The organism is Pseudomonas sp. YH-1 (genome assembly GCF_051990045.1).
Classification (GTDB): domain Bacteria; phylum Pseudomonadota; class Gammaproteobacteria; order Pseudomonadales; family Pseudomonadaceae; genus Pseudomonas; species Pseudomonas nicosulfuronedens.
This window is the reverse complement of the sequence record NZ_CP178184.1, coordinates 2,955,958-2,974,378: the sequence shown is the minus strand read 5'-3', so window position 1 is coordinate 2,974,378 and position 18,421 is coordinate 2,955,958. Positions and strand designations below refer to the sequence as shown.

Genomic DNA, 18,421 nt, shown 5'->3' with positions numbered 1-18,421 from the left:
CCGTCAAGAATATGTGACAGATCACCCCACCTTCAAGCCATGGCCGGACACCTGCGCCGCCAAGCGTAATCATTTCTTTACGAATATCTGCGTTTGGCGCGCTCCAGCGCAGCGCCAGGGGGCTGATCACCGGGACGCATCGCGCTATTTGTGAGTCATCACAAGAACAGGCAGCTCGACGCCGGAGACTCCATGAAGACAACGCAGTACGTGGCCCGCCAACCTGATGAAGATGGCTTTATCCACTACCCCGAAGCCGAACATCAGGTCTGGAATACGCTGATCACCCGCCAGTTGAAAGTGATCGAGGGCCGCGCGTGTCAGGAATACCTGGACGGCATCGAGCAGCTCGGCCTGCCCCATGAGCGCATCCCGCAACTGGGCGAAGTCAACCAGGTGCTCCAGGCCACCACCGGCTGGCGCGTGGCGCGGGTGCCGGCACTGATTCCGTTCCAGACCTTCTTCGAGCTGCTGGCCAGCCAGCAGTTCCCCGTCGCCACCTTCATCCGCACCCCGGAAGAGCTGGACTACCTGCAGGAGCCGGACATCTTCCACGAGATCTTCGGCCACTGCCCGCTGCTCACCAACCCCTGGTTCGCCGAGTTCACCCACACCTACGGCAAACTCGGCCTGGCCGCCAGCAAGGAAGAACGCGTGTTCCTCGCCCGCCTCTACTGGATGACCATCGAATTCGGCCTGCTGGACACCCCGCAGGGCTTGCGAATCTATGGCGGCGGCATCCTCTCGTCGCCCAAGGAGACGGTCTACAGCCTCTCCAGTGCGCCCGAGCACCAGCCGTTCAACCCGCTGGAATGCATGCGCACGCCGTACCGCATCGACATCCTGCAGCCCCTGTATTTCGTGCTTCCCGAGCTCAAGCGCCTCTTCGAGCTGGCCCATGAGGACATCATGGCGCTGGTACGCGAAGCCATGCGCCTGGGCCTGCATGCACCGAAGTTTCCGCCGAAACAGGCCGCCTGATCCGCTGCAATCGATCCCATCTGTGCCTAGGATGAGACGTGCTCGCGAGCCTAAGATGGTTCGCGAGCGCACTCCTATGCCACCCCACGACAAGGAGAACCTTTCATGACCGCACTCACCCAAGCCCATTGCGAAGCCTGCCGCGCCGACGCCCCGAAGGTGTCCGATGAAGAACTGGCAGTGCTCATCAAGCAGATTCCGGACTGGAACATCGAGGTCCGTGACAATCACATGGAACTGGAGCGGGTCTTCCTGTTCAAGAACTTCAGGCACGCCCTGGCCTTCACCAATGCGGTGGGCGCCATTGCCGAGGAAGAAGGCCACCACCCCGACCTGCTGACCCAGTGGGGCAAGGTCACCGTCACCTGGTGGAGCCACGAACTGAAGGGCCTGCACCGCAACGACTTCATCATGGCCGCGCGCACCGACGAGCTGGCCGCGACAGCAGAGGGACGCAAATGAGCCATTTCGCCAAGGTCACCCGCGTACCGGGCGACCCGATCCTGGGCCTGCTCGAAGCCTACCGGGCGGACCCCAACCCCGCGCGGCTCGACCTTGGTGTGGGCGTCTACAAGGACGTCCAGGGCCTCACGCCGATCCCCCGCGCGGTGAAGCTCGCCGAACAGCGCCTGGTCGATACCGAGACCACCAAGAGCTACGTCGGCAGCCACGGTGACGCGCTGTTTGCCGCGCGCCTGTGCGAGCTGGTGCTGGGCGTCACCTCGCCCCTGTTGGCCGACTCCCGCGCCGATGCCACCCAGACACCCGGCGGCACTGGAGCGCTGCGCCTGGCGGCGGAGTTCATCGCCCACTGCCTGCCGGGCAAAAGCATCTGGCTGAGCGACCCGACCTGGCCGATCCACGAAACGCTATTCGCCGCCGCCGGCGTGCCGATCAAGCACTACCCCTACGTCGGCGCGGACAACAGCCTCGACGCGGACGCCATGTTCGCCATGCTGGAGAAGATTCCCCAGGGCGACGTGGTGCTGCTGCACGCCTGCTGCCACAACCCCACCGGCTTCGACCTGGATCATGACCAGTGGCAGCGCGTGCTGGAAATCGTCCGCCGCCGCGAACTGCTGCCGCTGCTGGACTTCGCCTACCAGGGCCTGGGCGACGGGCTTGAAGAGGACGCCTACTCTGTGCGCCTGCTCGCCGAACGCCTGCCGGAGGTGCTGATTACCAGCTCCTGCTCGAAGAACTTCGGCCTCTACCGCGACCGCGTCGGCGCGCTGATCGTCTGCGCCGAGAACGCCGACAAGCTCACCGACATCCGCAGCCAACTGGCGCTGTTTGCCCGCAACCTGTGGTCCACCCCGCCGGCCCACGGCGCGGAAGTGGTCGCCACCATCCTCGGCGATCCGGAGCTGAAGAATCTCTGGCTGGACGAACTGGACGGCATGCGCGGGCGTATCGCCGACCTGCGCATCGGCCTGGTCGAGGCCCTGCGTCCCCATGGGCTGGCGGAGCGTTTCGCGCATATCGCCATCCAGCGCGGCATGTTCTCCTACACCGGCCTGCAGGCCGAGCAGGTGCGAATCCTGCGCGAGGAGCACAGCATCTACCTGGTGAGCAGCGGCCGCGCCAACATTGCCGGGCTCGACGGCGAGCGCCTGGACCACCTGGCGGCGGCCATCGCCCGCGTCTGCCGCTGACGACGTCTTCCCATTCGACCGGCCTTTGAGCCGGTCTTTTTTTGCCTGCGAACCGCGTCAACTCCCAGTCTGCAGGAGCGAGCTTGCTCGCGAACCGTATCAACCGACTGATCCGGTGCAAGGGGTGTTCGCGAGCGAGCTCCTACAGGGAAATCCCCTGCCGATGTCGTTCAGTAGTCGTCGCGCTTGCGGAACGCCCAGCGCCCGGCCAGGCCGGTGAAGCTGGCCACCAGTACCACCAGAATCCAGAAGCCTTCCGGGTCGCTGGAGAAGGGAATACCACCGACGTTCATGCCGAAGAAGCCGGCGATGATATTGATCGGCAACGCCAGCACCGTGACCACGGTGAGGGTGAACAACGTGCGGTTGCTCTGCTCGTTGATCTTCGCGGCGATCTCTTCCTGCAGCAGCTTGATGCGTTCGCCCAGCGCGGTGAGGTCGTTGATCACCAGGGAAAACTCCTCGGTGGCCTCGCGCAGCACGCGCACATCGTCCTCGGTCAGCCACACCGGCGGGCGGTTGAGCAGGCGCATCAGCGAGCCCGGCTCCAGTGCCAGCAGGCGTTGCAGGCGCACCAGCACACGGCGCATGGCGCCCAGGTCGGCGCGGCTGGCGGAGAGGCGCGAGGACAGCAGCTGGTCCTCGATGCGATCCACGCTGATGCTGGTCTCGCGGACGATGCGGGTGAGGATTTCGCCCTGATCGCGCAGCAGGTGGATCAGCAGCTCCAGTGGCGAGTTGAAGCGCTCGCCATGCTTCACCGAGGAGCGCAGCGTGTCCACCGAGCGCAGCGGCTGCGCGCGGGCGGTGACCAGCAGGCGACCACGGGCGCAGACCCAGAGGGTGGCGATGTCCGAGGACATGCGGCTACTGAAGTCGAATACCACGTCGTTGACCACCGCCAGCAGCGCGCCATCCACATGCTCGATGCGGGTGGAGCGCGAGCCTTCGCGCAGGGTCTCGAAGAAGTAGTCGGGCAGTTCGAGGTGCGACTTCATCCAGCGCTCGCAAGCCGCGTGCGCGAGGTTCAAATGCAGCCAGAGGAATTCATCCGCCGCGCGTGGCTCCTGCAGGCGCTGCAGGGCAGTGGGCGAATCGATCTCGAGCCCCGGCTGGTCGGGGCGGAAGCTGAAGCCATAAAGCAGGCCGAACAGGTCGGAATCCTGATGGCTCTGGACGATGCTGTGGTTCATGGGGCTGCGGTTCTTGAGGCCTTAATGCGGGCTTGAAACCGGCCCTGTAGGAGCGAGCTTGCTCGCGAACCCGCACGGCACGGACTGTTCGCGAGCAAGCTCGCTCCTACGAAGAGCAGATCACGCCCGCCCTCTGGTGTTATCAGAGGCCCATGAACGACGAATGACAGCCGTGTGACAGGCCTCAGCCAAACAGCGCCGCGACAGTGCGCTCGCCCAGCGCCGGACCAACGCTCATGCCCACGCCGGTATGCATCAGCACGGCGGTGATGCCGTCGGCGGCCTGCAGCACCGAGAACGGCCCCGGTCCGCGCGAGCCGTAGACACCCTGCCAGCGCTCGACCACGTCGACACGCATGCCCAGGGTGTCCTCGGCCAGCTCCAGCATCAGCCGGTCGACGAACTCGGCGTTGAACGGCGCCGCGTCGCTGCCGTAGTGGTGGGAATCGCCGATGATCAGCTCGCCATGGGGCGTCGGGCTGACCAGCAGGTGGATGCCCTGCTCTTCCAGCTCCGGCGTCTCGCGGCGGATCTGCTCGCGCACCGCCTCGGATTCAGGCAGGTCGGAGAAGGCGCCGTAATGTACGCAGCTCAGGCCGGTGAGGATCGAATGGGCGAGACCGAAGTCGACCTGTGGGCGGGCGCGCAGCATCTGCAGGCGGCACACCTGCGGCTCCAGCGGCGCAATGACCTCGGCCAGCAGGGTCTGGTAGTCATGCCCGGAGCAGACGAGCACCTGCCCGGCGGTGAAGGTGCCTGCCGTCGTGCGCAGCACGCCGGTGTCGACGTCACGCACCAGGGTGGAGAAGTGGAACGCCACGCCGTACTCGCGGCGCAGGTAGTCGATCAGGCTCGGCAGCGCCTCCCGGGAATACAGTTGCTGGTCATCGAAGCCGAGCAACGCCGCGCGGTGGTGGCGGAAATGGCCCTGGTAGAGGTCGTTCAGTTCGCTGCCGCGCAGCAGGCCTACACGGTAGTCCAGCTCCCTGGCGCGCCCGGCGCAGAAGGCTTCCAGCAGATGCTCCTCGGCTTCGGTGCGGGCGAACAGCAGCGAGCCGTTGCGCCGCAGGGAGAACCCCGCGCCTTCCGCCCACTGCGCCCAGATCGGCCGGCTGGCGCGGGCCAGGTCCGACATCACGCCCGGCGGCTGGCCGGTGACCAGCGCCTGGCCGAAGTTGCGTACCGAAGCTCCCAGGGGTGTGGCGGTGCGCTCGAAGACGCGCACGGAGAGGCCGCGACGGGCGGCGGCGTAGGCGTGGGAAAGGCCGAGGATGCCGGCGCCGACGATGGCGACGTCGCAGTGAATCTGGGTCATCAGGGTAAGTCCTGCGCGGTGAAGAGCCCCTCTCCCCAACCCTCTCCCTGAAGGGAGAGGGGGCTGTTCGGTGTGCGGGTTCTGCCATGTGCGCCCAGGCGAACAACGGCAACGATATCAGGAGTGCAGCAGGATGAACGCGGGATCACGCTCTGCTGCTGAGGGTTCCCTCTCCCTTCAGGGAGAGGGCTAGGGAGAGGGAGCCCCCACTCAGGCAATTACTTCTGAGCGACTTTTTCCGACTTGCCGTCATAGCGCTTGCGCCACTCGGCGAGGATCTCGTCGCGGTTCTTCGAGGCCCAGGCGAAGTCGTTCTTGATCAGGCGCTGCTCGTAGTCGGCCGGCAGTTCGGTCTGCGGCTTGGCGATGCCCGGCTGGGCCAGCACGGCGAAGTTTTCCTTGTACAGCTCCATGGCTTTCGGGCTGGCAGAGAAGTCGGCGAGCTTCTTCGCGGCGGCTTCATGCTGAGTGCCTTTCACGATACCGGTGGCTTCGATTTCCCAGCCCAGGCCTTCCTTCGGCAGGACGATGTCCAGCGGTGCGCCCTGGCGCTTGAGCTGCACGGCCGGGTACTCAAAGGAGATGCCGATCGGGAACTCGCCGGCGGCGGCCAGCTTGCACGGCTTGGAGCCAGAGTGGACGTACTGGCCGATGTTCTCGTGCAGGGCGTCCATGTAGGCCCAACCCTGCTTCTCGCCGAAGGTCTGCAGCCAGGCGGAGACGTCGAGGAAGCCGGTGCCCGAGGACGCCGGATTCGGCATGACGATCTTGCCCTTGTATTCCGGCTTGGTCAGGTCCTGCCAGCTCACTGGCTTCTCCAGGCCCAGCTTCTCGGCCTCGACGGTGTTGAAGCAGATGGTCGCGGCCCAGACGTCCATGCCGACCCACGCCGGCGGGTTGGCCGGGTCGCGGTAGTTCTTGCCGATGGCGTCCAGGTGCTTGGGCGCGTATTTCTCCAGCATGCCCTGCTGGTCGAGGATGGCCAGGCTGGAAGCCGCCAGGCCCCAGACGGCGTCGGCCTGCGGACGATCCTTCTCGGCCAGCAGCTTGGCGGTGACGATGCCGGTGGAATCACGCACCCACTTGATCTTGATGTCCGGGTTCTCGGCTTCGAAGGCCTGCTTGTAGGCGGTCAGCTGTTCCGGTTCCAGGGCGGTATAGACGGTCAGTTCGGTGTCGGCGGCGTGGACCTGGGCGGCGAAGCCGGCCACCACGGCGACGGCGAGGGCAAGACGTTTGAACATGTGGAGCTCCTTGGCAGTGTTGGTCTCCCGCTCGGGGCGGGTTTGTCAGGGGTTGAGCCCGGCAGGTAGACGCCGGGCGACAGCGTCCAGCGGTGTTACGGGTTCGCGCCCGCCCTCCAGGCCTGGGAACGGCGCAGCAGGCCGCGCGATGCGCCGGCCAGCAGCAACGACACAGCCGCGGAGGTGAGCAGGATCAGGGTCGACATGGCGGCGGCGCCGCCGACGTTGCCGGAGTCGTCCATGTTCAGCACGGCGACGGCGGCGAGGATGGTGTCCGGGTTGTAGAGGAAGATCGCCGCCGAGACCGTGGTCATCGCCGAGACGAACAGGTAGCGGGTGATGTCCAGCAGCGCCGGCAGGCAGATCGGCACCGTGACGCGCAGGTAATGGCGCCATAGCGGCATCTTCAGCGACAGCGCGGCGGCCTCGAATTCGCCGTCGAGCTGGCGCAGCGCGGCGGTGGCGGTCATCTGCGCGGTGGTCAGGTAGTGGGCGATGGTGCACACCACCAGCAGCGCCATGCTGCCGTAGAACACATGCAGCGGGTTGCCCGGCAGGTTGAAGAAGAACACGTAGCCCAGGCCCAGCACGAGGCCCGGCACGGCCATCGGCACAAAGCAGAGCATGCGCAGCAGCTGGCTCAGCCAGCGCTGCTCGCGGGTCTTCTCGATCAGGTAGGCGCCGGTGAAGATCAGCGCGCTGCCGATGATCGCAGTACAGGCGGCCATGGTCAGGCTGTTGCGGTAGGCCAGCCAACCGCCACCGGCAGTGGTGTTGAAGTCGTAGTGGTTCAGCGACAGCGAAAGGTTATAGGGCCAGAACTTCACCAGCGAGGAGTACACGGCCATGCCCAGCACGCCCAACAGCACCGCGCTGATCAGTACAACGATGGCGAGGAAGGCGGCATCGCGACGGCGCGAAGGCTTGGGATGGTAGACCTGTGCTCGGCCGCTCATGGCGGCGCCCTGGCGGCGGCGCAGCCAGGTGTCGACGGCGAAGCTGAGCAGCGCCGGCAGCAGCAGGATCATGCCGATCTGCGCGCCACGGCCGAACTGTTGCTGGCCAACCACCGCCTTGTAGGCTTCCAGTGCCAGCACCTGATAGTCGCCGCCCACCACGACTGGCACGCCGAAGTCGGTGATGGTCAGGGTGAACACCAGGCAGAAGGCGGCGAACACACCCTGGCGCGAAGCCGGCCAGGTGATGCTGCGGAAGGCTTTCCACGGACCGGCGCCCATGCTGGAGGCAGCATCGAACAGGCGCGCATCGGCCAGCGACAGCGCCGAGAGCAGGATCATCAGCGCATGGGGAAAGGTGTAGATCGCCTCGCCGAGGACGATGCCCCAGAAACCGTAGATGTTGTCGGACAGCAGGTGACGCAGCAGGCCCTGGTTGCCGAACAGGTAGATCAGCGCGATGCCCGGCAGCATCGACGGCGCCAGCAGCGGCAGCAGGGAAATCCCGCGCCACAGGCCCTTGGCCGGGATCAGCGTGCGTTGCAGCGCGTAGGCGAACAGATAGGCTGCCGGCACGACGATGCACGCGACGCTCACGGAAACCTTCAGGCTGTTGCCCAGCAGCCAGTGGAAGTTATCGCTGCGCAGCAACTCGCCCATGGCCGCCAGGCCGCCGCCCTGCCCTGCCTCGCCGCTGAAGCCGCGCCAGAAGATGGCCAGCAGCGGCATCAGCACCGCGAGGGTCAGCAGGAGCAGCAGCAGGTATTTGCCGCCACGGACGAACAGACGATCACCCAGATCGCCACGTACCTTGCCGGCGGACAGCGCCGAGCTGTGCTTCACCACGGCTTCCATCTCAGGCGAACACCTGCAGGCTGCGCGGGGGCAGCGACACCCAGATGTCCGGCGTACCCAGGCGCGGCATGTCCTCCGGCGCCAGCTCCGCCAACAGCGCGTGGCCCGGCAGTTGCTCCAGCTCGAAGCTCATGCGGCAGCGGTTGCCCAGGAAGGTGATCTCGCGGATCTGCGCACGGAACAGGTTTTCCTGGTGTACGGCGGGGTTCACGCTGATCGCTTCCGGGCGGCAGAACAGGCGACCCGAGGCACTGGACGCCTGGCTCGGCAAGCGCAGGCTGAGGCTGCCGACGCGGGCGTGGCCATCGTTGCCGCGCTCGAAGGGCAACCAGTTGCCCTGGCCGACGAACTCGGCAACGAAGGGCGTGCTCGGGGTGCTGTAGATCTCCTGGGCGGTGCCGTACTGCTCGATGCGCCCGTGGTTCATCACCGCGATGCGGTCGGCCATCAGCATGGCCTCGTCCTGGTTGTGGGTGACCATCACGGTGGTGATGCCCAGGTTCTTCTGCAGTTGACGCAACTCGCCACACAGGTGCTCGCGGACGCGCGCATCCAGCGCCGACATCGGCTCGTCGAGCAGCAGCAGTGACGGGCTTGGCGCCAGTGCGCGAGCCATGGCGACGCGCTGCTGCTGGCCGCCGGAGAGCTGGCCGGGGTACTTCTTCTCGCTGCCGGTCAGGCCGACCAGTTCGAGCATCTCGGCGACGCGGCGGCGGGCTTCATCCTTGCTCGCGTTCGTGAGGCCGTAGGTGATGTTCTGCTCGACCGTGAGGTTGGGGAACAGCGCGTAGGACTGGAACAGGATGCCGTAGTCCCGCGCCTGCGGCGGCAGGTTCGAGACATCGCGCTGGCCCAGGTGCAGGGTACCGTCGTCCTGTTGCTCGAGACCGGCAATGCAGCGCAGCAGAGTGGTCTTGCCGCAACCCGACGGGCCGAGCAGGCAAACCAGCTCACCGGCCTTGACGTCCAGCGACACGCCGTCGAGGGCGACGAACTGGCCGAAGCGCTTGCGGATATGGCGCACGCTGAGCGGTGTGCCGGTGAGGGTGGGATGCATGGCGGTACCTCGTCTTCTTGTGGTCCACGCCGCGTGAGCCATGGCGTGAAGGAACGAGGTCCATGCTAGGGACGGATTGCGACGGCACTATTGCTAAAGGGCCAAGTGCGCCGATAGATCCATAGGCAGATTTGGGTATGGGGGCGAAAAAATTTGCGTAGATGGGCCAGTCTTGCCTCCAGAACCGAAGCCGACCTGTAGGAGCAAGCTTGCTCGCTCCTACAGGAAAGACATGCTCCGGCTACGGCTACGGCTTATAGAAGACTTCCAGAGAAACAGCCGCACACTCCGGACCGCCCCGTTCAGGAGGCCTCGTTGAAGCGGAGTTTCAGGGGTTGAGCGGCATGGATGCCGCGAGAGCCGCGATGGGCCAGGGATGGCCCGTCGTGGCGTGCCCCTGAAACTTCGCTTCAGCGAGGGTATTTTTCGCCTAGGCGAAAAACCGGATGACAGGGGCAAGACCTTTGCCTCCTTTGGGTCTTTCCAAAGGCGGTCGCCCGAGGGGGCGACACAAGATCTCACCGCGCACGCCGAAGCGACGCTGAAATACAAAAGCCAAAGCAGGAAAGCCTGGGCATGCACCAGCTCTGCCAACGAATCGCGGGTATGGCCTCCCCCCAGGAGCCAGCCTCTACGCCTGCGCCAACGCCAGAAACGCACTCGGCAACCGCGCCTGCCGCCGATCCTTCAGGCAATACAGGTACTCGTCGATCAGGCTCGCACCCTTGATCTCCAGTACGCACAACTGCGGGTTATCCGGCACTTCCTGGCGAGCGATGATGCTCACGCCGAGGTTGCGGATCACTGCCTCGCGGATCGATTCGCGGCTGCCGATTTCCAGCATCGAGGCCGGCGTCACCCCCGCCTGCTGCAACATCGCCTCGGTCAGCTGGCGGGTGGTCGAGCCCGCCTCGCGCATCAGCAGGCAATGGTTGCGCAAGTCGCCCAGGCTCACCGACTGCAGTGCCGCCAGCGGGTGACTGCGGTGCACCGCCAGCACCAGCGGATCGCTCCCCAGCACCACACGGGTCAGGCGCGCATCATCCACCTGCTGCGAGGAGGCAGCCAGGTCGACCCGGCACTCGATCAGCGATTCAAGCACTTGCTGGGAGTTGCCGATCTCCACCGACACTTCGATCTGCGGGAAGCGCTCGCGGAAATTCTTGATCAGCCCGAGCACATAATAAGGAGAGGTGGCGCCGATGCGCAGGGCGCCCTGCATCTGCCCACAGTTGCGCAGGTAGAACTCGATGTCGGCTTCCTGCTGCAACAGCGCCTCGACCATCGGCAACAGGCGCGCGCCCTCATCGCTCAGGGTCAGGCGACGGCCGCCTCGATAGAACAGCTCCACCGCGTACTGGCTTTCCAGGTTGCGGATCTGCGTGGTCACAGTGGGTTGGCTGAGACCGAGCTTCTTCGCCGCCTGGGTGATGCTGCCCAGCTTCGCTACCCGGTAGAACGCCTTCAATTCCGCGCTCAGCATCGACCGATCCGCCTTTTCGAAAAATTCATCAACATTTTTTCTCGGCGCTGTCGGCAAACCGGCGCCAGCCCACTGGCGACGCGGCCTGCAGCCAGGCGACAAAACACTCTAAAAGGTCAATGTACCTGACCTGTATCACTGGCAACACCAGTTGTCGCTGGACAGCCCGGACTTGAGCGACTTTCATTGCCCTTGGAAAAATCCCACATGGAAACCGAAGGCGGCCTCACAAGGGCACGCCCAAGGAGCAATTGATGAAGTACAAAGTCACCATGGTTTTCGGCACCCGTCCGGAAGCCATCAAGATGGCCCCGCTCGCCCGCGTTCTGCGCCGTACCCCAGAAATCGAGCTGCGCATCTGCTCCACCGGCCAGCATCGCGAGATGCTACAGCAAGTGCTGAACTCCTTCGAACTCGAGGTGGACGAAGACCTCGACGTCATGACCCAGGGCCAGACGCTCAACAGCCTGGCCCTGCAGATGATGGGCAAGCTGGACGACAGCTACGACCGCCATCGCCCGGATATCGTGCTGGTCCACGGGGACACCACCACCAGCTTCATTGCCGCTCTCACCGCCTTCCACCGGCAGATCCCGGTGGGGCACGTTGAAGCAGGCCTGCGCACCGGCAACATCCACCAGCCCTGGCCGGAAGAAGCCAACCGCCGCCTCACCGCGGTGATCGCCGACCTCCACTTCCCACCGACCAAGGCCTCGCGTGACAACCTGCTGCGCGAAGGGGTGAACATCGACCAGATCGAAGTCACCGGCAACACGGTGATCGATGCCCTGCTGTGGATGCGCGAGCACCTGCACGAAACCAACTGGACACCCGCTGCCGATTCCCCCCTGGCCAAGTTCACCGGGGACCGCCGCGTCGTGCTGATAACCGGCCACCGCCGGGAAAACTTCGGCAAGGGTTTCGAGCGCATCTGCCTGGCCCTGGCCGAGCTCGGCCAGCGCTTCCCCGACGTGGACTTCGTCTACCCGGTGCACCTCAACCCGCAGGTGCAGAACGCCGTCTACGGCCTGCTCTCGGACAAGCCCAACATCCACCTGATCGCCCCGCAGGACTACCAGCACTTCGTCTGGCTGATGGACCGCGCGTACATCATCCTCACCGACTCGGGCGGCATCCAGGAAGAAGCCCCGGCGCTGGGCAAACCGCTGCTGGTGCTGCGCCGCGTCACCGAGCGCCCCGCCGTGCTGGAAGGCGGCACCGTGGTGCTGGTGGGCACCAACACCGGCCGCATCGTCAGCGAAGCCAGCCACCTGCTGCGCGACGAGGAAGTCTACGAACAGATGAGCCGGGTCTTCAGCCCTTATGGCGACGGCCACGCCAGCGAGAAGATCGTCGCCCGGCTGCTGTCCTGGTTCGGTGAATCACGCACGCCAAGCGAGTTCGAATGAGCCTCGAACTGGTCGATATCCTCACTTACGTTCTCTATGCCCTGAAGTACCTGGCGATCATCCTGGCCGCGCTGATGTTCCTGCTCGGCCTGGATGACCTGTTCATCGACTTGGTGTACTGGGGCCGGGTGCTGGTGCGCCGCTTCCGCATCTACAACCGCTTCGACCGCGCCGACGAAGAGCGCCTCTTCGCTGCCCCGGAAAAGCCGCTGGCGATCATGGTGCCGGCCTGGAACGAGGTCGGCGTGGTGGGCGAGATGGCTCGCCTGGCGGCTTCGACGCTGGACTACGAGAACTACCAGATATTCGTCGGCACCTATCCCAACGACCCGCAGACCCAGGCGGACGTCGACGCGGTCTGCCTGCACTACCCCAACGTGCACAAGGTGGTCTGCGCGCGCCCCGGCCCCACCAGCAAGGCCGACTGCCTGAACAACATCATCGATGCCATCCTGCGTTTCGAGGCCGACGCCAAGATAGAGTTCGCAGGCTTCATCCTGCATGACGCCGAAGACGTCATCTCGCCGCTGGAACTGCGCCTGTTCAACTACCTGCTACCGGCCAAGGACCTGATCCAGATCCCGGTCTACCCCTACGCCCCGGAATGGACCGGCTTCACCGCCGGCCACTACGTCGACGAGTTCGCCGAGAACCACGGCAAGGACGTCCCGGTGCGCGAGGCGCTGACCGGCCAGGTGCCCAGCGCCGGTGTCGGCACCTGCTTCAGCCGCCGCGCCATCGCCGCGCTGCTGGAAGACGGCGACGGCATCGCCTTCGATGTGCAGAGTCTTACCGAGGACTACGACATCGGCTTCCGCCTCAAGCAGAAGGGCATGAAGTGCATCTTCGCCCGCTACTCCATCACCGACCCGCAACTGGCGCTCAAGAGCACCTGGGTGCCGGGCATGGACCGGCGCTTCTCCCAGGTCATCTGTGTACGCGAACACTTCCCGCGCACCTGGCAGCACGCCATCCGGCAGAAGTCGCGGTGGATCACCGGGATCGTCTTCCAGGGCACGCGCAACCTGGGCTGGAGCCGCAAGGGCATGCTCAACTACTTCCTCTGGCGCGACCGCCGGGGGCTGATCGCCTACCTGCTGAGCTTCCTGGTCAACCTGCTGTTCCTGGTGCTGATCACCATGTGGCTGATCACCAGCCTGTCGCCCAACGCCTGGCGGTTCCCGTCGATCCTGGAAGGCAGCCAGTTGCTGGTGGTGCTGCTGTTCCTCAACGGCCTGATGCTGCTCAACCGACTGTTCCAGCGCTTCTGGTTCGTCACCCGCTTCTACGGCATCTTCGAGGGGCTGCTGTCGGCACCGCGGATGATGTGGAGCAACTTCGTCAACTTCTTCGCCAACCTGCGCGCGCTCAAGCAGGTAATGGAGATGGGCGACTCGCGCCGCGTGGCCTGGGACAAGACCACCCACGAATTCCCCGCCCTCGCCGGCCCGCAGCGCACGCCGCTGGGCCAGCGCCTGAAGGAAAAGGGCCTGATCAGTGAAGAACAGCTGCAATCGGCACTGACCAGCCCGGTTCGCCGCCGGCTGGGCCGCGAGTTACTGCTGCGCGAGCAGATCAACAGCACGCAACTGGTGGAAACCCTGGCCGAGGAACTGGGCGAGGAATGGGCGCCGCTCAATCCCTTCACCCTCGATCCGAAGCTGATCGCGGCGCTGCCGCGCAAGCTCGCGCTGCGCTACGCTGTGCTGCCGGTGGCTATCGAAGGCGACACCCTGGTGCTCGCCGGCGAGCAGCAGTTCAGCCAGGTATCCCTCGGCGCTATCAGCCGCCACCTCAAACGCCCCGTACGCAGCCAGCTCGCCCCACAGGGCCGCGTCACCCTCGGCCTGCGCCACTGGTATGGCGGCCGCCACCAGAGTGAAGAAACCCGCTTCATCCTCGACACGCTGCAAAGCCGGCAGGGCGATGAGGCGCTCATCGAGCGCATCTGCGGCCACCTGGTGATGTTCGGCACCCTGTTGCAGGTACGCGGGATGGTGCCTCCCAGCCTGTTCAACCAGGCGCTGATCGATTTCGATCCGGAGCAGGATTCGCTCGGCGAGCACCTGATCAAGCGCGGCATCATTACCCAACAGGTACTTGAGGAAGCGCTCAAGGAACAGGCCAATGAACAGCACGAGGCCTATCGCATCGCCCGGGAGGCCGTGTGAAACCGCAACAACCCCTGCTTTACGGCCTCATCCTGGCGAGCATCGCCGCCCCGCTCGCGCAGGCCGCCGATGACCAGCTCACGGAGTTCCAGCGCTTCCGCAGCTTCCCCTACCTCGACAAGGGCTACAAGGAAGCGAAGAAGAACAACTGGGCGGAAGTCGAACGCCTGATGCGCCATCTGCTCGACCGTGTACCGAACAACACCGAGGCGCGCTCGCTGCTGATCCAGTCCCTGGCCAAGCAGCAGCGCTTCGCCGATGCGGAGAAGGAAGCCCAGGCACTGGCTGGCACCGAGGCCGGCGCCGAGGCATTGACCAATCTGCGCCTGGACCTGATCGAGAACGGCCCACCGCCCGAAGCCCAGGTCAACCAGTGGCTGGCCCTCGTCGATGCCAACGAGCGTGTACGTCTGTGGCAAGCCTATAGCCTCAAGCTCGGCCAGACCCAGGGCGCGGCCAAGGCGCTGGAATGGCTCGGTACCCTACCGCCCGGTAGCGACGGCCGCGTGCTACGCGAGGCACGGGCAAACTGGGCCGAACAACTGCGCGACTGGGACACCACCATCACCCAACTCGCCCCGCTGGCCGCTTCCCACCAACTCTCTGCCGACGACTGGCGGCGGCTGGCCAATGCCTACGCCCAGCGCCTGGAAGAAAAACCGCTGGAGCAACTGATCCAGCAAGCGCCGAATGCCGACTCGGCGCGCCAGGCACGGCTGGCGATCATCGACCGCGCCATTGCCGTCGAGCAGACCGACGTCGCCAAGCGCTGGCTGCTCACCCTGCCCGAGCAGGATCGCAACGACCCGAAACGCCAGGCGCAGCTGCTGGAGGTCGCCCGTGACAGCAGTGACACGGCGCTGGTGGAAAGACTCAGCGACGCTCAGGACCGCCCCTGCCTGGAAACTACCGAGTGGCTGTCGCGCCATGACCAGGCGGCGGCGCTGGTGAAGCTGCAACAGTGCAAGCCCGCTGAAGATCCGAAGACCTGGCTGGTGCTGGCCCAGCGCCTGGACGCCACCGACCTGCTGGAAAACACCCGGCTGCCCGAACCCTGGGACACCGCTCGGCGCGACCAACTGGTGGACGCCTGGCGACGCCAGGGACGCACCGATCTGGCACTGGCCTGGCTATCGCGCCAACCACAGACACCCGATACCGTGCGCCAGCGCGCCGAACTGCTGCAGGCCCGCGGCCGTACCGGCGAAGCCGCGGCACTGTGGGAGCAACGCTACCGCCAGACCGGCGACCTCAAGGCGTTGGACCAGGCCAGCTACCTCGCCCTCAACGCCGGGCGCACCGAACGCGCCAAGCAATTGCTCGAAAGCGCCTACGACCGCCGCGGCGGCAACCTGCCCCCTGCCCTGCTGCAGCGTCTCGCCAGTATTCACGCACGCAGTGACACCCCGCTGGATGTCGCCCGCATCGAATCGCTACTGCCCAAGGCTGACCCGGTCTCGCGCGGCTACCTGCTCGGCCGCCTGGCCGAGGCCGGGCGCTGCGATGCCCTGCAGCGCTACCTGAGCCCGGACTCCAACACCCCCGGTGAGCTGCGTGCCCTTGGTCGCTGCGCCATGCCCGCGCGGCCTGGCGAAGCGGTGGTCTACTACCAGGCCGCCATTGTCCACGGCGACCATGACAGCCAACTGCCGCTGGCCTATGCGCTGGAAGCCGCCGGTGACCCGGCCGGCGCGCTGCGCATCTTCAACGCCCTGCCCGCCAGCGAACTCAACGACAACGCTCGCCTCACTGCCAGCCGTGCCGCCCTGCTGACGGGCGACAACGCCACCGCCGAACGCTACTGGCAGCAGGCGAAGAAGGGCAGCGCGGACGACTGGGCACTGGGCGCCAACATTGCCGATGCCCGTGGCGACTATTCACTGGCCCTTACCCGGCACCGCGAGGCCCTGCAACACGAGCCCAACGGCCAGCACTTCTACAACGCCGCCGGTAGCGCCCAGAAAGCCGGCGACCAGCAGCAGAGCAAGCTCTGGCTGGCCGAAGCGGTACGCCGCGAGCCCAGCAACCCGCGCTTCCGCGCCGACTACGGCATGCGCCTGGCCGGCACCGACACGCCGGAAGAACGGCGCACCGCGATTCCGTACCTGGAACGCGCCACCCGTGACTACCCCGAGGACTTCCGCCTGGGTGAAACCCTCGCCTGGCGTTATGACGAGGCCGAGGACAGCTTCGCCGCCCGCCGCGAGCTGCGTCGAGTGATCGACCTGGAACAGGAGCCGGTGGCAGCCGATGACGAGTACGGCAGCCTCGAAGCCCGCCGCTACCGCCAGCGCCGCGCGCACCAGACGCTGTCCCAGCGCGACAACCTGACCATCGCCAGCACCTGGTCGCCCGCCGGTGTCACCACGGTGCCGATCCTCAATGGCGACAACCAGACCGGCAACCGCCGCCGCGCGCAATCGCAGAACCTGCAGACATTCATTTGGGACCACGCGCTGGGCGAGGAACCGACCCGCAACGGCAGCACCCTCTCGGTATATGGCCGCGCGATCGCCGGCAACGAAGGGCGCAAGAACTACACCCAGACCCTCGCTGCCGGCTTCGGCCTGCGCTACAAGCCCTTCGGCGACTACAACCTCAACCTCTACAGCGAGCTGTACAAGCAGAACACCGTGAACGACGACGTCGATCCTGACGACGCCTTCGAAGGTCTGCGCTGGCACGAGATCGGTACGCCGGAGAAGTTCGAGCGCTACATCCGCAAACGCGACAAGTACGGCCAGACCTCCACCGACTTCCTGCTGCGCGCCACCGCCTCCTTCCTCGATCAGGGCGAGTACCGCAACGACTGGCGCGTGGACGAGAGCGACTGGGACGAGCGCTTCCTCTACACCGACTTCGCCTGGTGGACCCACGCTGGCGACCATCAGTGGGTCTCGCGCTACCAGCAGGGTCACGCCTGGAAGCTGCCGGTGGACTCGCCGCAGACGATCATGCCCTACGGCTTCGCTGAATTCTCCGCACAGGACCCGAGCAACGACTGGCGCCAGGACCTGCGCAGCGGCGTCGGCCTGCGCTGGCAGTACTGGTACGGTGAGGATCGCTACAACGCCTACCGCGCCCACGTCACCGTGCGCACCGAATACCAGTTGGGCATGGCAGGCAATCTCTATGAGAAGGCCAACGGCTGGCTGGTGGGACTCGAGGTGAACTTCTGATGCGCCGCCTGATTTTCACCCTCGCCCTGCTCTTCTCTGCCGCTACCGCGCACGCCGATGATCGCCTGTTCTATCAGCCGCTCAATGTCGACTCCTCGCTGAGCGACGCGCAGTGGCAGCAGATCTGGCGAGCCAGCGCGGCCCAGGGCGCCAAGACCCTGATCGTGCAGTGGACCGCCTACGGCGACTCCGACTTCGGCGGAGCCAACGGCTGGCTCGCGCGCTCCCTGAAAAGCGCCCACGACAACGGCCTGCAATTGGTCCTCGGCCTGTACATGGACCCGGCCTACTACCAGCGCCAGGGCGAGCTGGACACCCCCGGCCTGGAAGCCTACTGGCAACATCAGCTCGGCCGCTCGCTGGCACAGCAGCGGCAAGTGAGCGAGCAGTGGAAGCTGCCGGTCGCCGCCTGGTACCTGCCGATGGAACTGGACGACTGGCACTTCCAGGCCGTCGAACGCCGCCAGGCGCTGCAGCACCAACTCAAGGACTTCGCCGGCCAGCTGAAGGCACCGCTGCAATTGAGCGCCTTCTCCGGCGGTAAACTGGCGCCGCAGGTGTACGGCAACTGGCTGGGACAGATCGCCGGGCTGGGTGTGCAGGTCTGGTGGCAGGATGGCGCCGGTACCGGCGCACTACCCGAGCGCGTGCGCCAGGCCTACGCCGCCGCCCTGCCCTGTCCGGTCGGTATCGTTCGCGAAGCCTTCCGTCAGACCAGCGCTGCCGGCCAGCCCTTCAGGGCCGAACCTGCCGCACCTTCGAGCGTCTCCACGGGCTGTCACACCAGCGCCGTCTTCGAGGTCCGTTATCGCCCCTGGGGCAAACTCCTGCTGGATAACCAGCAGTCGCACGTCGGCACCTCCCTGCACCCTTGAGACCGGCCCCCGCGCGCAACCTGTCCGGCGCCGCGCGGGGGCAAGTGA

The 18,421-nt window shown here is 65.8% G+C and carries 13 protein-coding genes; 7 read left to right on the top strand and 6 right to left on the bottom strand.

What is annotated here, in order from left to right; genetic code table 11:
* Positions 1 to 192 precede the first annotated feature (192 nt).
* From phhA to ACKI1H_RS13865, 3 genes are all read left to right on the top strand, one after another.
* Positions 193 to 981: a phenylalanine 4-monooxygenase gene (gene phhA, locus ACKI1H_RS13875; protein ID WP_440468629.1), complete on the top strand. Its 789-nt coding sequence runs from the start codon at positions 193 to 195 to the stop codon at positions 979 to 981.
* 105 nt (positions 982 to 1,086) lie between these two features.
* Positions 1,087 to 1,443, top strand: a complete 357-nt coding sequence (locus ACKI1H_RS13870; RefSeq protein ID WP_138522508.1) for a 4a-hydroxytetrahydrobiopterin dehydratase — start codon at positions 1,087 to 1,089, stop codon at positions 1,441 to 1,443.
* Positions 1,440 to 2,636: an amino acid aminotransferase gene (locus ACKI1H_RS13865; RefSeq protein ID WP_440468628.1), complete on the top strand. Its 1,197-nt coding sequence runs from the start codon at positions 1,440 to 1,442 to the stop codon at positions 2,634 to 2,636. Before ACKI1H_RS13870 ends, ACKI1H_RS13865 begins: the two co-directional genes overlap by 4 nt.
* A 170-nt stretch (positions 2,637 to 2,806) precedes the next feature.
* Here ACKI1H_RS13865 and ACKI1H_RS13860 read toward each other — a convergent pair whose 3' ends face one another.
* From ACKI1H_RS13860 to ACKI1H_RS13835, 6 genes are all read right to left on the bottom strand, one after another.
* The gene (locus ACKI1H_RS13860; RefSeq protein ID WP_138522512.1) at positions 2,807 to 3,829 is read right to left on the bottom strand and encodes a transporter; all 1,023 of its coding nucleotides are present in this window, start codon (positions 3,827 to 3,829) and stop codon (positions 2,807 to 2,809) included.
* Between the two features lie 184 nt (positions 3,830 to 4,013).
* Positions 4,014 to 5,144 carry a TIGR03364 family FAD-dependent oxidoreductase gene (locus ACKI1H_RS13855; RefSeq protein WP_440468627.1) on the bottom strand — a complete coding sequence of 377 codons (1,131 nt, stop codon included), beginning with the start codon at positions 5,142 to 5,144 and terminating at the stop codon, positions 4,014 to 4,016.
* Positions 5,145 to 5,362: 218 nt separating this feature from the next.
* Complete coding sequence (locus ACKI1H_RS13850) at positions 5,363 to 6,388, bottom strand: putative 2-aminoethylphosphonate ABC transporter substrate-binding protein (RefSeq protein WP_440468626.1); 1,026 nt, start codon at positions 6,386 to 6,388, stop codon at positions 5,363 to 5,365.
* Positions 6,389 to 6,483: 95 nt separating this feature from the next.
* Positions 6,484 to 8,199 (bottom strand): putative 2-aminoethylphosphonate ABC transporter permease subunit, encoded by a 1,716-nt coding sequence (locus ACKI1H_RS13845; protein ID WP_440468625.1) that lies wholly within the window; start codon positions 8,197 to 8,199, stop codon positions 6,484 to 6,486.
* A gap of 1 nt (position 8,200) precedes the next feature.
* The gene (locus ACKI1H_RS13840; protein WP_138522518.1) at positions 8,201 to 9,256 is read right to left on the bottom strand and encodes a putative 2-aminoethylphosphonate ABC transporter ATP-binding protein; all 1,056 of its coding nucleotides are present in this window, start codon (positions 9,254 to 9,256) and stop codon (positions 8,201 to 8,203) included.
* 631 nt (positions 9,257 to 9,887) lie between these two features.
* Positions 9,888 to 10,739 carry a LysR family transcriptional regulator gene (locus ACKI1H_RS13835; RefSeq protein WP_138522520.1) on the bottom strand — a complete coding sequence of 284 codons (852 nt, stop codon included), beginning with the start codon at positions 10,737 to 10,739 and terminating at the stop codon, positions 9,888 to 9,890.
* 254 nt (positions 10,740 to 10,993) lie between these two features.
* Here ACKI1H_RS13835 and wecB point away from each other — a divergent pair, with 254 nt between their 5' ends.
* The 4 genes from wecB to ACKI1H_RS13815 are packed head-to-tail and all read left to right on the top strand — an operon-like array spanning position 10,994 to position 18,373.
* Positions 10,994 to 12,148 (top strand): non-hydrolyzing UDP-N-acetylglucosamine 2-epimerase, encoded by a 1,155-nt coding sequence (gene wecB / locus ACKI1H_RS13830; protein ID WP_138522522.1) that lies wholly within the window; start codon positions 10,994 to 10,996, stop codon positions 12,146 to 12,148.
* Positions 12,145 to 14,319, top strand: coding sequence for a cyclic di-3',5'-guanylate-activated glycosyltransferase NfrB (gene nfrB, locus ACKI1H_RS13825; RefSeq protein ID WP_138522524.1), 2,175 nt, complete (start codon positions 12,145 to 12,147; stop codon positions 14,317 to 14,319). The genes wecB and nfrB overlap by 4 nt, the downstream gene beginning before the upstream one ends.
* Positions 14,316 to 17,498, top strand: a complete 3,183-nt coding sequence (locus ACKI1H_RS13820; RefSeq protein ID WP_440468624.1) for an NfrA family protein — start codon at positions 14,316 to 14,318, stop codon at positions 17,496 to 17,498. The genes nfrB and ACKI1H_RS13820 overlap by 4 nt, the downstream gene beginning before the upstream one ends.
* Positions 17,498 to 18,373 carry a DUF4434 family protein gene (locus tag ACKI1H_RS13815; RefSeq protein ID WP_440468623.1) on the top strand — a complete coding sequence of 292 codons (876 nt, stop codon included), beginning with the start codon at positions 17,498 to 17,500 and terminating at the stop codon, positions 18,371 to 18,373. Before ACKI1H_RS13820 ends, ACKI1H_RS13815 begins: the two co-directional genes overlap by 1 nt.
* Positions 18,374 to 18,421: the final 48 nt, after the last annotated feature.

Coding starts and splice junctions, on each gene's coding strand:
- phhA (WP_440468629.1), top strand. CDS start 193: ATGAAGACAACGCAGTACGTGGCCCGCCAACCTGATGAAGATGGCTTT.
- ACKI1H_RS13870 (WP_138522508.1), top strand. CDS start 1,087: ATGACCGCACTCACCCAAGCCCATTGCGAAGCCTGCCGCGCCGACGCC.
- ACKI1H_RS13865 (WP_440468628.1), top strand. CDS start 1,440: ATGAGCCATTTCGCCAAGGTCACCCGCGTACCGGGCGACCCGATCCTG.
- ACKI1H_RS13860 (WP_138522512.1), bottom strand. CDS start 3,829: ATGAACCACAGCATCGTCCAGAGCCATCAGGATTCCGACCTGTTCGGC.
- ACKI1H_RS13855 (WP_440468627.1), bottom strand. CDS start 5,144: ATGACCCAGATTCACTGCGACGTCGCCATCGTCGGCGCCGGCATCCTC.
- ACKI1H_RS13850 (WP_440468626.1), bottom strand. CDS start 6,388: ATGTTCAAACGTCTTGCCCTCGCCGTCGCCGTGGTGGCCGGCTTCGCC.
- ACKI1H_RS13845 (WP_440468625.1), bottom strand. CDS start 8,199: ATGGAAGCCGTGGTGAAGCACAGCTCGGCGCTGTCCGCCGGCAAGGTA.
- ACKI1H_RS13840 (WP_138522518.1), bottom strand. CDS start 9,256: ATGCATCCCACCCTCACCGGCACACCGCTCAGCGTGCGCCATATCCGC.
- ACKI1H_RS13835 (WP_138522520.1), bottom strand. CDS start 10,739: ATGCTGAGCGCGGAATTGAAGGCGTTCTACCGGGTAGCGAAGCTGGGC.
- wecB (WP_138522522.1), top strand. CDS start 10,994: ATGAAGTACAAAGTCACCATGGTTTTCGGCACCCGTCCGGAAGCCATC.
- nfrB (WP_138522524.1), top strand. CDS start 12,145: ATGAGCCTCGAACTGGTCGATATCCTCACTTACGTTCTCTATGCCCTG.
- ACKI1H_RS13815 (WP_440468623.1), top strand. CDS start 17,498: ATGCGCCGCCTGATTTTCACCCTCGCCCTGCTCTTCTCTGCCGCTACC.